The organism is Enterococcus hulanensis (genome assembly GCF_005405485.1).
GTDB classification, from domain to species: Bacteria; Bacillota; Bacilli; order Lactobacillales; family Enterococcaceae; genus Enterococcus_A; species Enterococcus_A hulanensis.
The window spans coordinates 40524-55868 of sequence record NZ_BJED01000021.1; the positions used below are offsets into that span (position 1 = coordinate 40524).

The following is a 15345-nucleotide window of genomic DNA, read 5'->3' on the forward strand; positions in this document are numbered from 1 at the left end:
AGTATTAATCATTGACCAATAAATCGTTCCATAAAGAGACTAGCAATATTGAAATAAATCAATACACTGGTCAAATCACTCAGGGTGGTAATAAACGGGCCGCTGGCAACAGCCGGATCAAAGCCTAACTTTTCCATCAGCATGGGAATAAAACTTCCGGCTAAATTCGCTACTGTGATTGCCGCCATCATGGCCGCACCAATGACAAAGCCTAAAATAAAATTATGTTTCCAAATACCGACAATGAAGAAAATCGTCACTCCAGTTACAAGCCCCGTTACCAGTCCAGTCAACACTTCACCGATAATCAGTTTCCCGAAATTCTTTTCATTGTCATCTGAAACGGCTAACCTTCTTACTGCTACGGCTAAAGACTGTGTGCCGGCATTACCGGCAGTCCCAGTGATCAATGAAATAAAGACTGCTAAGATACTGGCCTTGCTGACTAATTCTTCGTAATGATTGATCAATGTTGCTGTTGTCATTCCTAAAAATAGCAACGTAATCAGCCAAGGCAACCGCCGCGAAGCAGCTTTGACAGGATTCTCATTGACCTCTTCGACATTGACCCCCGCCAAACCAGAGTAGTCACTAGCCGCTTCATCATCGATTACATCAATGATATCATCAACTGTCACGATCCCCAACAAATGGTCATCATAATCTGTAACCGGCAAAGCAAGGAAATCATAATCACGGAAGGTCTGCGCCACATCTTCTTGATCATCCCCAACGTGAACAGAGATCATCCGTTCACTCATTACATCTGAAACCATTGTATCATCATCATTGACGATCAAATCACGCAGCGAAATAACCCCAACTAGCTGATTGTCATCGTTCACTACATAAGTATAATAGATTGTCTCGGCAATTTGGGCTTCTTTTTTCAAAACGTACATGGCAGAACGAACAGTTTGATTTGCTACGATCGAAACATACTCCGTTGTCATTAATGACCCAGCTGTGTCATCTTCATAATGAAGCAAATCTCGAATTTCATTCGCATGCTCAGAATCCATCAAGCTTAAATATTTCGCTACCGGCTTCTTATCTAACTCGTTAAGTAGATCCACCGCGTTATCGGTATACATTTCAGATAACATATCCGCCGCATATTGCGGGCGCATCTCATTCAGATATTCGTCCATATGTTCATCGTCTTCTTCAATAACGTCAAACATGTCAGCTAATTCTTTAGGAGATAAATAAGAATAAACGAGTTGTCGTTCTTCTTGGTTCAAAGATTGATAAAATTGCCCCTGATCATAAAAATGCATTTCCAGGAAATGATCACGAAACGCCTGTATATCATTCTGACCTAGTTCCTCCCGTAATTGTTGGAAATGTATTTCAAGCTCTTCTTGGTTCTCATCCATCAATCTCACCTACCTCGTATTTATGTATTAATTTTTCTTAACAGAAAAATTAGTTTGTTTTTCGGTTCGGATATCATCCTGCTAAACTACTTGTACTTTTTTCCACTAAAGCCATTTTGGTCTTTCTCAACTTTGAATCACTGCGAAAAGCAGTACTGACAACCTACCTCATATTTATGTATTAATTTTTCTTAACAGAAAAATTAGTTTGTTTTTCGGTTCGGATATCATCCTGCTAAACTGCTTGTGCTTTTTTCAGCTAAAGTCATTTTGGTCTTTCTCAACTTTGAATCACTGCGAAAAGCAGTACTGACAACCTACCTCATTTTTATGTATTAATTTTTCTTAACAGAAAAATTAGTTCGTTTTTCGGTTCGGATATCATTCTGCTCTTTTTAGTGGTCCTATCTAAATTGCTTCTGCTATTTTCGCCATGTCATCCGCTAATGGTAATTCAAAATGCATCGTCTCGCTGCTAAATGGATGGGGAAAAGTTAAGGAGTAGCAATGTAAGGCTTGTCGCTCAATACCTAAATCCATCGCGCCTTCATAAAGGTCGTCACCTAGCAATGGGCAGCCGATTGCTGAAAAATGGACTCGAATTTGATGGGTCCGGCCTGTATGCAGCTGAATATCGACTAAAGCACATACTTGATTTCGTTTTTTTAACCAGTATTCTGTTTCGGCTTTTTGCCCCGTTTCAGTGACCTGACGTTTCAATAATGAAGATAAATCACGCCCGATCGGCAGCAATATGTTTCCGTGCGATTGCAGAGTATCAACTTCACCTGAAACCAATGCCTGGTATTTTTTGACAAATTGCTTTTGCTGCAGTCCTTGATCCAGCTTCGCATGGGCAAAGCCGTGTTTTGCAAACAGCATCAACCCTGACGTATCTCGATCCAAACGTGTAACGACATGAACAACTTGATTGGCATAATTTTGGGCTACATAATAGGCCTTGACGCGGTTCGCCATCGTTCCGCGCGGATGATATTGCGCTGGAATCGAAGCGATCCCCGCCGGCTTATTGACGACCAATAAATGTTCATCCTCAAAAACGATGTCAATCGGAATTTCATCAGCCAATAAGGTTTCATGCGGTTCCTCGTCTGGAATCACAACAGTTACAATATCATGGGCTTTTAAAGAAAACAAGACGTTTTGTTCAGTCTCATTTACTAAAATTTTTCCACCGTGAAATTTAATTTTAGCTAGTAATTTTTTTGAGATTCCTTGGCGTTTTAAAAAAGTTCGTACAAGCGAGCTGGTTTGCTCTTGATAAGTCCATTTAAATTCCACAAGATTAATCCTCTCGAATAAAGGCATCCTTAACCCGATGCCAAAAATGCATGTGTCGATAAGAAGCGAAATGAATTCGTTCCTCGGCGATTTTATATTTGATCGACGTAATACCTTTGCGATTGATATCAAGCTGATCGATCGTAATTAAATGTTGTTCACTGCTTTTCAGCCGCACATCGATCCATTCGTGGGAGCCGATAATACTTGGAGAGCCTAACGTCCGAAAAACACGATTATTCAATGAAGCAATTTCCGATAATTGCATCGCATTGATACTTGGATGAACCACCGCGCCGCCGACACTTTTATTATAAGCCGTTGAACCTGTAGGCGTGGAGATAGCTAAGCCGTCGCCACGAAACCGTTCAAATAATTCTTCTTTGATGTAGACATCCGCCACCATCGTGCGGCTGCCTTTACGAATCGTAGACTCATTTAATGCCAAAAAGTGCTTTTGTTCCCCATCTGTCGTTGTCAAAACAACATCCAAAAGAGGATAACTGACACTCTTTCCCTGCTCAGCGCTTAAACTGTTTACCAATTCAGGAAGCTCATAGTCGCGCCAATCAGTGTAAAATCCCAGATGTCCCGTATGGACTCCGAGAAAGCGAACTTCATCCAAACGATGATTATACCGATGAAATGCCGATAGCAGTGTGCCGTCGCCGCCGAGCGTGATCACTAATTCTGGATCACGCTCCACGATTTCTAAATCATCCTTATCCGCCAATAAACCACGTAAGCGTTGCAATACTCGAATTGATTTTTCTTCTTGATTATGAATGATTCCGATCCGTAGTCCCACGTTGTCCCACTTCCTTTTTTTGTTCCTTGCGATTAAATACATGCTGCGCTTCTTGAATCTCACCACGAATGCTGGACATTTCCTCATCTAATTGATAAGCCGCTTCGGCAGCACGGAATAACCGCTTCTGGATATTTTCAGGTATTTGTCCTTCATATTTGTAATTCATTGAGTGTTCGATCGTTGCCCAAAAATTCATTGATAGGGTCCGAATTTGAATCTCTGCTAAAAGTTTCTTTTCGCCTTCTAACATTTGCACCGGATATTCGATGACTAAATGATAAGAACGATACCCGCTGGCTTTTCGATTTGTTATGTAATCTCGTTCTTGAATGATCTTCATATCATTTCTGCGCCGCAAAATTTCCACGACCAAAGGAATGTCTTCAACAAATTGACACATGATGCGCATTCCTGCCATGTCGGACATTTCATCTTCTAAACGGTCTAGCGGAATCCCTCGCAGCTCTGCTTTATTAAGGATGCTTTCTACTGGTTTAACTCGACCGGTTACAAACTCGATCGGCACGTGATCCCCGCTCGTACGGTACTGCTTACGCAATCCCCGTAATTTTATCTTTAACTCTGCTACTGCTAATTCATAAGGAGCAAGAAATGAATCCCAGTCTCTCTCCATCGCATATCCCTCGCTTCATTTTTCCATTCTTTCTTATCTTATCACAAACCCTCCACAGAAAGAATTATCATATTTTTGATGCTTAACAAATATTACAAAATACTAACATTTTTATGGAATTAGCTCTAATTGTTTGACTATCTAGGTTATTCTATGTGAGGATGTCTTATATTAGGAAATTTCTAGAATCAGAGGTAGAATAAGATTGAGCGAAGAAATTGAAATCGAATTCAAGAGCATGCTGATACAAAATGAGTATGAAGAATTGTTACGTTACTACAATATTACGGATGACCAATTTGTAATACAAACAAATCTTTACTTCGACACAGCGGATTTTCAATTAAAGAAACATGGCATGGGCCTTAGAATACGCCGTTTTGACACTAAAGCGGAAGCGACTCTAAAAATTCCGCAATCAGTTGGTCTATTAGAGGTCACCGATGCGCTCACGATTACTGAAGTAGAACAGGCTCTAGATAAAAAACAGTTCGCTTCAGGAGCTGCTGAAATTTTAGCCCGCTTGAAACAATTAAATATTTCATTATTAGACTTGTCCCTAATTGGGAAACTAATCACAAGACGTGCAGAATTTACAATTCCAGAAGGAAAACTTGCATTAGATGAAAGTTGGTATGGACAGCAGCATGACTTTGAATTGGAACTAGAGGTCAGTGATTCTAGTTATGGAGAAGAAGATTTTAACCAACTGTTAAAGAAATTCGATTTACCTTACCGAAAAACACAAAATAAAATTGCCCGCGCTGTAACTGAACAGCAAGAGCGAAATAAAGAAATGGAGGGGCTCCAATGATCGAGATTTATTTGTTTGTTAACCCGATTGGGCAAAAATGTTTATCGATCGAGCGACGGATCATTGATTTGATCAAAGAGTATGACATGAAAATTCAATTACGTTTGGTTCCCATCATGAATCTAAAAACCGTCTCGGAATTCATGCAGAGAATCGGCGCCTCCGAAAAAGACATTGAATTACGAACAGAATTATCTCAGGAGATTCATTCAGCAGCGTTAGACGTTAAGGCAGCTCATCTCCAAGGTAAAAAACGCGGGCGTGATTTTTTAGTCGAACTACAAGAAACGGTCGGCGAACAGAAGCAGCCTTATTCAAAGAAACTGGCGATCCAGCTCTTTACCAAAGTTGGCGGTGATTTAGAAATGTTCCTGGAAGACCGTCAATCGGCATTTGTCCAAGAAGCCTTTCTAACCGATCAGCAGATCGCCCATGAAATGGAGATTACTTCACACCCTTCCGCTGTGATTTATAATTATGGCAGTGATTGTGACGCTGGCATTCGGATTGAAGGCTGTGAAACGATCCATCACATTTTAGATACATATAATACTAAAGAATCCTTGATAGCATTCTTAGAATCGCAAAGTAAAAATACTCCGATCAGACAATCAGATATGGATAATCACTTGTCGCTAATCTAATAAAGCGTCATTGCCGTGAGGCAATGACGCTTTATTTTTTGATTTGAACAGCATTATCCTTCGTAAAGATGTAAGCTTTCTGTTGTTTGGTTAAATAGAGATTTATTTTATCTTGACGCAATTTCTTAATGCCGACTTTAAAGCCAAGTTCTTCACTATCTTTGATACAGTAAACACCGCCGGGAATATTCTCGAAACGTGCTCGACCTTCTTCATCCGTCACTGCCATTAATGGAATGCCTTTTCGTTGAACTGGCTGTTTGCCATTTTTAGTGTACATGGCTATTTCTCTTCCTGCTATAGCATTTCCCGCTTGGTCGGTTCTCAGAATATTTAGATTGAACAGACGCTTTCTCAAAAGATACGTGTGAATCGCACGATAAATTCCAAATAGTAAAAGCAATACAGCTAGAACAACCCCGACTAGAATTAATATCTCTTTTAATTTACGCGAATCGTCCGCCTTTTTTATTGCCTTTGCCATATCTTCTGTGTATGGCACTCGGTGTCCGGTCACTAATAAGCGATGGCTATTGATCATGTATGGAGTACAAGTCAATAAAGTAACAATGTCACGGCCAGGCTCAATATTGATTACTGAGGTATCTCGAGGTTCGACCACATCAATCTTTTCCACTTCGTAAGCCAATTTTTTCTCAAACAACGTTATCACAAAGATCTCACCTTTTTTTACATCCTCTAAATCAGTAAAAAGCTTTTTCTCAGGCAGGCCGCTATGGGCAGAAATAACTGAGTGAGTATTGATTCCTCCGGTTGGAAAAGATGTGCCTTGTAAAACCGTCGCCCCTTCTTGTAAAAGCTTTTCATTGGTTGTATCAAATAGCGGCAGTGTAACTTCGATCGTCGGAATACTGATAGCTCCGATCAAATGTTTGCGGATATAGTCATCACTGACGATCTTACGCTCATTGTCATTCGTGAACTTAGGCGCCTTTGGTACCAGACCATTTTTTTTCAATTCTTCATTGCGCTTTTTCATTCGTTCCTTTGCTTTGCGAACTTGTTCTTTATTTTGTCGTTTATTTTGCTCTTGAACTTCCTCCATTCTTTTTTGATCAACAAAGTCATTGACCGCATTGATATAAAAAGGATACATCATGACAAGTACCCCGGCCAAAAAGACTAAGATCATAAAAATCTTGCTGATCATTTGTCGTTTGGCACTTCTTGGTTTAGGCGACCTCTTCACACTAGTTCACCTTACTTTCAATAATAAAATGCTTGATCTTTTGTTTGATATTCTTGTAGCCGCGGCGTTTAAGAATCTTGAATTTTCGATCTTTCAGCCGCCATACTTTGCCTTTTACACTCAATCCGTTTTCAGTTTCTACACGATAAACACCGCCGGGGATTTGTTTGAACTCAATTTTCCCATAAGCATCACTAACTGTATGAACTAGTTTGCCGTCGATCCGTACAACATCTCTCTTTTGAGTAAGTAGCGCACGTACTCCCGGCAACGGCTCACCGTTCACATATAGATAGAAGACAAAATTGTAATCGCGCTTCTTCGATTGATAAAGAATGATCTTGCGCCACACGAAGTAACCAAAAATCAGTGCGAAGAATAGACAGCCGTCAACTAGATAGTACACACGTCGACGATGGTATTTTTCGGTTTCTTTGATTTTCTTCGCTGCTTCTACAGGATAAGCGACTCGGTGACCCGTGACTAACAGACGATGACTGTTTACCCCATACGGTGTACATGTCAACAGTGTTACTAAGTCACGATCCAATTCAATTTTAAGCGCGTCAAACTTATCAGGTTCAACCTTTTTTATGCGATCAACCTGATAAGCTAATTTTTTTCCTTCTATATGTAAGTAAAACTTATCCCTCTTTTTAAGCAGCTCTAAATCTGTAAACAGCTTTTTTTCTGGTAGCCCGGTATGACCAGTAATGACTGAATGTGTGCCCTTTCCTCCTACCGGAAAAGAGGTTCCCTGCAAAACTGTCGCTCCCTTGTCCAATAAAAAGTCATTGGTCTCATCGTAAACCGGCAAGCTGACCTTTATTTTGGGAATAAAGACAGCGCCGATCATATGCTTTTCATAATATTCCTTTTTAGGACTTTTCGTCCCTCGCAAAGAAGATTCGAAAGGATCATCAAAGCTTCCTGCACCCGGAATAATTGTTTTTAATTTTTTATTTTCTTTTTCAAGCTTTTCGAGTCGTTTTTTCTTATCCGCCTCAGAACGGGCCTCCATTTTTTCTTGGACTTCCTCGAGGCGTTGCTGATCGACATAATTATTGATTGAATCAACTACGAATGGATACATAAAAATCAAAAAACCGGTAATAAACATAACAGCAATTGATAATTTTAAGAACAAATCAATTTTGTCCCTTTTATTTGGTTTAGTCATTATGATCCACCCCCTCTACTTATGCTAATTCTCGCACAATAATTAATAAAAGAGAAATTCCAATTGTATAATTTCTTTCAAATATTTGAATTAAAAAATCAGGTAAATGTAGAGTTTTCTGCATAACACCAAGGCTAAACCTAATTATTAAATTTCATGTTTAGTGCCTCGCTTGTTTCATAAAGAAGTTAAAAAGAATCCAATCTTTAATAAAAATAAATATTTTCTTCATTGTTTATAAGCTCTGAGCTCTTATGATTTTTGCTCCCGTTATTGAGCAAAAAAAAGACAGCAGCCTTAGCTCCTGTCTTTTCATCAATTAAGCTTTTAAATCTTCGACCAATTGTTCCAACTCATCTAAACGTAAAGCGAAAATCTCCATCGCGTCTTCAATATACGTCGGTTGCGTCATATCAACTCCGGCCTTCTTCATGACTTCGATCGGATAATCACTGCTGCCGGATTTCAAGTAAGCTAGATATTTTTCTAATGCATCTGGTTCTCCCTCAACGATCCGTTTTGCTAAAGCGCTCGCTGCTGAGAAGCCGGTCGCGTATTGATAAACATAGTAATTATAGTAGAAATGCGGAATTCTTGACCATTCATCTTTGATTTCTTCATCGTTAATCACGATTGGTCCGTAATATTTCGCATTCAGCTCGCCATAAAACTTGCTTAAGTGTTCGCTCGTCAATGGATTTCCTGCGGCATCTTCTGTATGGATAAAATGTTCAAACTCAGCAAATTGTGTTTGACGGAAAATCGTCCCCTTGAAGCCATCAAGAAAATGATTGATGATATATGCGCGAATCTTAGGATCTTTTTCAGTTTCTAGTAAGTAGCTGGTTAAAAGATTTTCGTTCGTCGTCGAAGCAATCTCAGCTAAAAAGATCGAATAATCACCGTAAACATAGGGCTGCGTATGACGAGTAAAGTAGCTGTGAACACTGTGGCCCATTTCATGAACCAACGTATAAAGTTCATCTAGGCGATCGTGCCAGTTCAGTAAAATATATGGCTGCGTGTCATAAGCACCAGAAGAATAAGCGCCACTGCGCTTGCCCTGATTCTCTACTACATCAATCCAGCGTTCGGCAAAAGCTTTTTTCACAACATCTAAATATTCTTCGCCTAATGGCTTCAATGCTTCCAACGCTTTAGCTTGTGCTTCTTCGTAAGTGAATTTAACTGGAGCTTCCGCCAATAGCGGTGTATAAAGATCATACATATGCAATTCATTTAGGCCCAATAATTCTTTACGTAATTCCACGTAACGATGCAGCAGTGGTAAATATTGGTTGACTACTAAAGTCAATGTTTCATAAACATCTTCTGGAATATGGTTTCCGCTCAAGGCAGCTGCCCGTGCGGATGCATAACCGCGAATTTTGGCCTTATAGTTATGACTCTTGATATGAGTACTTAATGTGGAAGCAAATGTATTTCGGAACTGATGATAGACAGAGTACAAAGCCTTGAAAGCTTGTTCTCGGACATTTCGATCCGTACTTTCCAATAATTGTCCGTAGACGCCATGGGTTAATTGAACATCTTCTCCGGCTTCATTTTTTACTACTGGGAATTTCAAATCCGCGTTGTTCATGACTGAAAAGGTATCAGCAGAGCTTCCGAAAATTTCACTAGCTCCAGCCAATAACGCTTCTTGTTCAGCCGGTAAAACGTGCGCTCTTTCAGAAATGATCTGTTCAACGAAATGACGATACAATTCTAGTTTCGGCTCTGTCTCGAAAAACGCCCAAATCTCATCATCTGAAAGCTGCAGCATTTCTGGTTCGAACCAGCTAACAGCCTCGCTGACCTGTGCGATCAAGCTGGATGCACGTGCATATAGTGCTTGATTCGTTGTATTTGCGGTATCTTCATCATTTTTCAAATGGGCATAGACGTAAATGACTTCCGCTTTGCGATAAATATCTAAGACATATTCGATCGCTGTTAAAAATTCTGCTGCGCCTCGGCCTAAACTTCCTTTGATTTTATCCACTTCAGTTAATTCAGCAGATAAAGCTTGAAATTTTTCTTCAAAGGCAGCGTCATCAGTAAAAATTTTAGTTAAGTCCCAAGTCAGTTCAGTGGGTACTTCCTGCCGTTTTGGCAATTGCTTTGGTTCACTCATAAAAACACTCCTAACTTGTTTTGAGGTATTTCTCTTTCCAAACAAATGAACCACATCTAGTTCATTTAAAAAATAGAAAGAAAAAATGACTGCTCATCTATTAATCATCCTCAATCTTACCATAAATTAGCAAAAAGTATTTTCAAAAGCTGTTAGGCTGACGAAACTTTAGCCTTTCTTTGACAAAAGATCGCTTCAAGGTAAAGCCGCTCCAAGATTTCTCGCTGATCAATTCGATGGAAGAACCATTCTCGCTGATTTGCTGCTCGATAGTCCAAGAACTTCTCAAAAATCAACGAAGCATTTTTCGCCTCTTTTTGAAACAAATAACGAAAGACCAATAAATCCTCTTGATAGAAAAAGAAATAACGACTTGGAAAATACATCCAATCCGGCAAGTACAGGAGATGTCTTCGCTCTTGATAAAAGTAATGCTGCAGGCCGCGGATTTTACGATTGCTTTGGACGAGTTTAAGACTCAGGGATAGTTTGCGTTCATTCACACTTTCTATAGTAGGAAAAAGATGGGGCGGTCGTTTAGTTACGGATGTTTTGAGAATCTCACTCAATGACAGAGACCCCTTAGGCCAGCGTTCTTCACAATAGACCAAGCGATCAAGTTCGTGGATGTGATAAAGCAAACGTATCTGTTCACTTTCCAATAGCCACAGGTGAATTCCTTTCTCCTTATCAAAGGAACAAAATTGTTTTTGCAGCTGAGTGATTTTTTCTGTGGGCCATAATTTCTTTCCTAACAGCCACCAGTCTTGATAATTCTGCTGAGAATAACCTGCTATTCGTTCAGCTAGTCGTCCTCCCTTGATGGATGAACACTGAATCTCTACGGCTAACCGATCATGCAGTAGATCCGGTCGCTGTGCTAAGTCTGGCAGAGGAGCTTCCATTTTCCAGTCTCCTTCAAATTGATTTCCCCACTTGAAAATAAGCTGCTTTAGTTGAAGATGCTCCGGTGTCTCTCCTTCACTTAAGCCAAAACAATTCCCATTGGTGCTATGTGCAAAATGGGGAATTTTTATTTTCCCCGCTTTTCTGATCAGTTGCTCGCCGCAATCTGGACAAAAATAGTTCTCATCGTTATTGACCTCAGAAGCGCTGATCATTTCTTTTTTATTTGTATAAGCAAACAGCATTTTCCTCACCTCGAAAGAAAATACGCAATTTGCTTAATATTTATTGAATAAGCCCCGCAAGGCAAAAAAATACCACCATTCCAACGAACGGTGGTATTGAACACGCTAATTAAAATGAGCACGCGTAATTTCGATTGCATCACGATGCATCAGAAGCTTTCCATACTCTTCCAACATTTCTGTAGAAACAGCGGAATCTTGAGCATATTCTAAAATTTCAGCGATGACGTCGGCTAAGCCAAACTCACCGAAAACCTCAGGGTCAAAATAAACTTGTAAATAATATGTCTCATCCAATAGGTATAAATCACACCAGGCTTCATCTAAAAAGTGATAGCTCGCTAATTCAATCATGTCTTCAAAACTATTTAATTGAAAAACTCTTAAGCGATTTACTTTTCCATCATCTTCCAGATTCTCAGAATTAGCTAAAATCTGCTGACGAATCAATTGATCGAAATCATTGGTTTCAAAATCTGTTGAGTTGTTCATTTTATTGATATCCTCAGGCGTCAGGTTCTTACTAATAAATAGTTCCAATCCGTCATTTTTTGGAAGTACTTGGAAAGTGACAGCCTCACTGCTCTTGAACTCATCTTCAATATCGACTTCCTCTAAAATACTATAGAAGAAAGATTCGATTTCCCGATGATTTCCCAGCAGATCTAAAAAAGTAATTCCCCGTTCAGCTAGATCTTCATTCTCGATGATGACGCGGATCGTATTCTCATTGATGTGTTCCATCTCCATCTTGGCACACCTCACTTTAAAGATAGATTATATGTTCATTGTAACTGATTCCGTTTAAAAGTAAAGAAAGCCGACGAATTTTATTAAATTCCTATAAACAATGCAGACAACCTTGCCCTCTAACCGAAGAATCAAGCTCTTTTTTTCTCCTTTGAAGAGGCGAAATTACCGTCCATCATATTTTGTTTATGTATAAATAAAATGAACGCCCTCTTGTTTGAGTGATAGACTAAAGTATAATTTGACTTAAGGAGGTTTTTTGATGATCAAGAATATTGTGTTTGATTTAGGTAACGTTTTAGTCGATTTTGATCCCGTGCGCTTTGTTCGTGAAAAAAACGTAAATGACCAGCAGCAGGAACTGCTTAGATCGGAAATTTTTGGTTCAGTAGATTGGCTGCGCTTTGATAAAGGTACGATGACCAGAGATGAGCTGGCCTTGGCCGTAAAAGCTCGCCTGCCGGAAGATTTGCATATGATCGCTGATGATTTACTGGCAACTTGGTACAATGATTTGCACCCTTTGCCGCAAATGGCTGAACTGCCACAACAACTGAAGGAAAAAGGCTTCAACCTTTATATTCTTTCTAATGCGCCTCAAGATTATTACTTATATGAAGACAAAGTACCTAGTCATCACTCTTTCGACGGTATCTTTATCTCCTCAGATTGGAAGCTTGCTAAGCCCGAACATGAGATTTTTCGCACTTTTTATAGCCACTTTCGATTGAATCCGGCCGAGTGCTACTTTATTGACGATAATGCAGCAAATATTCTAGCAGCCGAAGAAACTGGAATGCGAGGCTTTCATTTTAAGAAAAATTTTGACTCATTGAATAAAGAATTATCACAGTTTAAACTTCCATAATAAAAAAATCTAATAGGATTCGGGCTGCTTCATCCATTAACCCTTTTAAAAGCTCCTTACGATAGTTGTCCTTCAGAAAAATCTCCCGCAAGCCTTCATCAATCGTGAAGATGACGTGTCGATGCGTCACTGTAAACAGATCATTCGCCACGATCTCTGCCCATCTTTGGCTTTCTCCGGTTGCACAAGTTGGACAAAATTTTCCTTTACAGCGAAAAGCGACTTTCTTTACATCATGGCATCCTTCACAGACAAATAGACGGTAGCCTTTTTTTAGGTCACCACAATCGCGAAACTTCTTCACTTCTCTTTTCACAACGGATCGAATCCTTCTCGTGTACCTTTGATTGAACTTCTCCCAGTTCTGATATTCATCAAAGAAAATAGCGTGTAAAATATTGGGTTTCATGTCTCTAGTTTAATAGGAAAAGGACCAATTGAAAAGCGTCTAAAAGATTGATACATCAATTCTTTGGCCGCTTAAAATTTTATACTTCCTTTAATGTCAAAAAAATACCCCGCGTAAGCGGGGTACTTATTCTATAATCCAGCCATTAATTGGGCTTGGCGTAATTCATATTGGCGAACGTCACGAGGTAAAAAGCGACGAATTTCATCTTCATTAAAACCAACCTGCAGACGTTTCTCATCGATCATGATCGGACGACGCAACAATCCAGGGTTTTCTTTCACTAAGTCCAACAATTCTTTCAGTGACAATTCATCTAAATCCATGTTCAACTTTTGGAAAACTTTCGAACGAGTAGAAATAATCTCTTCAGTTCCGTCCTCAGTCATTTGTAAAATGGCCTTCAACTCATCAATGTTCAATGGCTCAGAAAAGATATTTCGTTCAACATAAGGAATCTCATGTTCCTGTAGCCAAGCACGTGCTTTCCGACATGATGTACAACTAGGGTAAGTATATAGTGTTAACATGCATATCACTCCTTTTCTTGACTCTCAAATTTTGTAACAGGTAAAACTAGCTTCCTGCTATCTGTTTCTATTATACAAAAAAAAGGTAACAAAAAAAAGAGGAGCTCCACAATTTCTTTACAAATATTAATGTTATTTAATTTATTCCGACGCAATAGAAGGTGTCACGACAATACTGACTTATTAAGATGAGAGAACCGTGGCTTAACTCTCATTTTACACAGTGTTATAACAATCGTAAAAACTGTACTAGTACGCATGTGTATTCTATAAAAAATTTGAAGTTTTTTTGTGTAAAATATTTTTTTATTGTATCAAATCATTTAAATTCTGTTTTTATATTTAAAAATGGTATCACTGGAACTCTATTTTACAAGCCTTTTTTAGAATTATTTTAAAATAGTTGATTCAATAAAATATATTGCATATTATATTATAGTTATTTTATCCTGCCTTCTAAAGCGCTCTTCTGTATCAAATTTTCCGACTAAAATAATCTCATCAAACAGATACAGCTTTCAAAAAAGCAAAAAATACCAAAATTTTTATAGACTTTTCAAAAAATGGTGAACCTTAAAAACTCGCGCCTTTTTCTCGTTTCAATCATTATTTTTTTTTGCGTGAATATTTTTGATTGATTGACAATCGTGTTTTTTTCAATTTGACAACGTTAGGATAACATAACAAGAATTATCTAAATATGCTATTATTTTGCTCATTGCAGATAAAAATTTATCTTTTTTGGTATAATGAATCCATCCATAATTTAGGAGTGAGCCGATGATCCAAGGAATTGTATTTGATTTAGATGACACCCTATATGAACAGCAAGCCCCCTTTGCAGCCGCAATCAACACACTCTTTCCAACCTTTCCAGCTGATAAGATGAACGCATTATTCATTCGTTTTCGCTACTATAGCGATTTCCACTACATGAAATCGATCACTGGTGAATGGTCTTTGGAGAAAATGCGCTACGAGCGAATTCGGCTAGCATTGGCAGACTTTGATTTTGCCCCAGCCGATGCTGACTTAGATGCGTTTCAGACAGCGTATGACCGAGCATTGCAGACGATCACACTGCCTGTCGAAATTAGTACCGCGTTAGACTCATTAGTCCAGCAGGAGATTCCGCTGGGCATTATTACGAATGGACCCGTGGAGCGTCAGACTGATAAGCTTGAGGCACTGCAATTGACGCGTTGGATTGCACCAGAAAAGATTTTGATCTCTGATGGTGTTCAGATTCAAAAACCTGATCCGCGAATTTTCAAGCTAATGGAAGAACGGTTAGATTTATCTGCCGAATCACTTTTGTACATCGGAGACAGCTTTGACAATGATGTAGTTGGTGCCAAGGCCGCTGGCTGGTCCGTCTGGTGGTTCAACCATCAGGCCAGAGAAATTCCGGCTGGTCAAACAGCGCTTTTTGAAAAAGAAATTACTAGTTTTACTGCTCTGAATACTGCTCTGACTAACGAAAAAAGTTTGCAACGCTAAGCGCTGCAAACTTTTTTTGCTTTGAG

At 39.2% G+C, this 15345-nt stretch carries 14 protein-coding genes and 1 pseudogene; 4 read left to right on the forward strand and 11 right to left on the reverse strand.

Annotated elements, in window-relative coordinates; all coding sequences use genetic code 11:
- Positions 1 to 8: 8 nt before the first annotated feature.
- The 4 genes from mgtE to yjbM form a co-directional block, all read right to left on the reverse strand.
- A complete protein-coding gene (gene mgtE, locus FFR60_RS19190; protein WP_088932056.1) occupies positions 9 to 1379 on the reverse strand; it encodes a magnesium transporter in 1371 nt (456 codons plus the stop codon).
- A gap of 408 nt (positions 1380 to 1787) precedes the next feature.
- Positions 1788 to 2681: an RluA family pseudouridine synthase gene (locus FFR60_RS19195; RefSeq protein WP_137665390.1), complete on the reverse strand. Its 894-nt coding sequence runs from the start codon at positions 2679 to 2681 to the stop codon at positions 1788 to 1790.
- A 4-nt stretch (positions 2682 to 2685) separates the two neighbouring features.
- Entirely contained in the window at positions 2686 to 3489 is an 804-nt protein-coding gene (locus FFR60_RS19200) for an NAD kinase (RefSeq protein WP_137665391.1), read from the reverse strand.
- The gene (gene yjbM / locus FFR60_RS19205) at positions 3461 to 4126 is read right to left on the reverse strand and encodes a GTP diphosphokinase (protein ID WP_088932053.1); all 666 of its coding nucleotides are present in this window, start codon (positions 4124 to 4126) and stop codon (positions 3461 to 3463) included. Before yjbM ends, FFR60_RS19200 begins: the two co-directional genes overlap by 29 nt.
- Positions 4127 to 4331: 205 nt before the next feature.
- Here yjbM and FFR60_RS19210 point away from each other — a divergent pair, with 205 nt between their 5' ends.
- A complete protein-coding gene (locus tag FFR60_RS19210; protein WP_137665392.1) occupies positions 4332 to 4940 on the forward strand; it encodes a CYTH domain-containing protein in 609 nt (202 codons plus the stop codon).
- Positions 4937 to 5584, forward strand: coding sequence for a DsbA family protein (locus tag FFR60_RS19215; RefSeq protein WP_088932051.1), 648 nt, complete (start codon positions 4937 to 4939; stop codon positions 5582 to 5584). Before FFR60_RS19210 ends, FFR60_RS19215 begins: the two co-directional genes overlap by 4 nt.
- Before the next feature lie 31 nt (positions 5585 to 5615).
- Here the strand turns inward: FFR60_RS19215 and FFR60_RS19220 are convergent, their stop codons facing one another.
- The 5 genes from FFR60_RS19220 to FFR60_RS19240 form a co-directional block, all read right to left on the reverse strand.
- Positions 5616 to 6794 (reverse strand): class C sortase, encoded by a 1179-nt coding sequence (locus FFR60_RS19220; protein WP_137665393.1) that lies wholly within the window; start codon positions 6792 to 6794, stop codon positions 5616 to 5618.
- 1 nt (position 6795) lies between these two features.
- Positions 6796 to 7974, reverse strand: a complete 1179-nt coding sequence (locus FFR60_RS19225) for a class C sortase (RefSeq protein ID WP_137665394.1) — start codon at positions 7972 to 7974, stop codon at positions 6796 to 6798.
- 319 nt (positions 7975 to 8293) lie between these two features.
- A complete protein-coding gene (gene pepF, locus FFR60_RS19230) occupies positions 8294 to 10111 on the reverse strand; it encodes an oligoendopeptidase F (RefSeq protein ID WP_137665395.1) in 1818 nt (605 codons plus the stop codon).
- Between the two features lie 152 nt (positions 10112 to 10263).
- Positions 10264 to 11262 (reverse strand): competence protein CoiA, encoded by a 999-nt coding sequence (locus tag FFR60_RS19235; RefSeq protein WP_137665396.1) that lies wholly within the window; start codon positions 11260 to 11262, stop codon positions 10264 to 10266.
- A gap of 105 nt (positions 11263 to 11367) precedes the next feature.
- On the reverse strand, positions 11368 to 12012 hold the full coding sequence (locus tag FFR60_RS19240; protein ID WP_088932046.1) for an adaptor protein MecA: 645 nt from the start codon (positions 12010 to 12012) through the stop codon (positions 11368 to 11370).
- Positions 12013 to 12274: 262 nt separating this feature from the next.
- On the opposite strand from FFR60_RS19240, the gene FFR60_RS19245 reads away from it, so the two are divergent.
- Positions 12275 to 12880 carry an HAD family hydrolase gene (locus FFR60_RS19245; RefSeq protein WP_137665397.1) on the forward strand — a complete coding sequence of 202 codons (606 nt, stop codon included), beginning with the start codon at positions 12275 to 12277 and terminating at the stop codon, positions 12878 to 12880.
- 1 nt (position 12881) lies between these two features.
- On the opposite strand, the pseudogene FFR60_RS19250 reads toward FFR60_RS19245, so the two are convergent.
- Positions 12882 to 13289 (reverse strand): annotated as a pseudogene (locus FFR60_RS19250) (transposase zinc-binding domain-containing protein); the annotation flags it as partial.
- A 131-nt stretch (positions 13290 to 13420) separates the two neighbouring features.
- Positions 13421 to 13819, reverse strand: coding sequence for a transcriptional regulator SpxA (gene spxA, locus FFR60_RS19255; protein WP_137665398.1), 399 nt, complete (start codon positions 13817 to 13819; stop codon positions 13421 to 13423).
- Positions 13820 to 14599: 780 nt separating this feature from the next.
- On the opposite strand from spxA, the gene FFR60_RS19260 reads away from it, so the two are divergent.
- Positions 14600 to 15319: an HAD family hydrolase gene (locus FFR60_RS19260; RefSeq protein ID WP_137665399.1), complete on the forward strand. Its 720-nt coding sequence runs from the start codon at positions 14600 to 14602 to the stop codon at positions 15317 to 15319.
- Positions 15320 to 15345 lie beyond the last annotated feature (26 nt).

Coding starts and splice junctions, on each gene's coding strand:
- mgtE (WP_088932056.1), bottom strand. CDS start 1,379: ATGGATGAGAACCAAGAAGAGCTTGAAATACATTTCCAACAATTACGG.
- yjbM (WP_088932053.1), bottom strand. CDS start 4,126: ATGGAGAGAGACTGGGATTCATTTCTTGCTCCTTATGAATTAGCAGTA.
- FFR60_RS19215 (WP_088932051.1), top strand. CDS start 4,937: ATGATCGAGATTTATTTGTTTGTTAACCCGATTGGGCAAAAATGTTTA.
- FFR60_RS19225 (WP_137665394.1), bottom strand. CDS start 7,974: ATGACTAAACCAAATAAAAGGGACAAAATTGATTTGTTCTTAAAATTA.
- pepF (WP_137665395.1), bottom strand. CDS start 10,111: ATGAGTGAACCAAAGCAATTGCCAAAACGGCAGGAAGTACCCACTGAA.
- FFR60_RS19235 (WP_137665396.1), bottom strand. CDS start 11,262: ATGCTGTTTGCTTATACAAATAAAAAAGAAATGATCAGCGCTTCTGAG.
- FFR60_RS19240 (WP_088932046.1), bottom strand. CDS start 12,012: ATGGAGATGGAACACATCAATGAGAATACGATCCGCGTCATCATCGAG.
- FFR60_RS19245 (WP_137665397.1), top strand. CDS start 12,275: ATGATCAAGAATATTGTGTTTGATTTAGGTAACGTTTTAGTCGATTTT.
- spxA (WP_137665398.1), bottom strand. CDS start 13,819: ATGTTAACACTATATACTTACCCTAGTTGTACATCATGTCGGAAAGCA.
- FFR60_RS19260 (WP_137665399.1), top strand. CDS start 14,600: ATGATCCAAGGAATTGTATTTGATTTAGATGACACCCTATATGAACAG.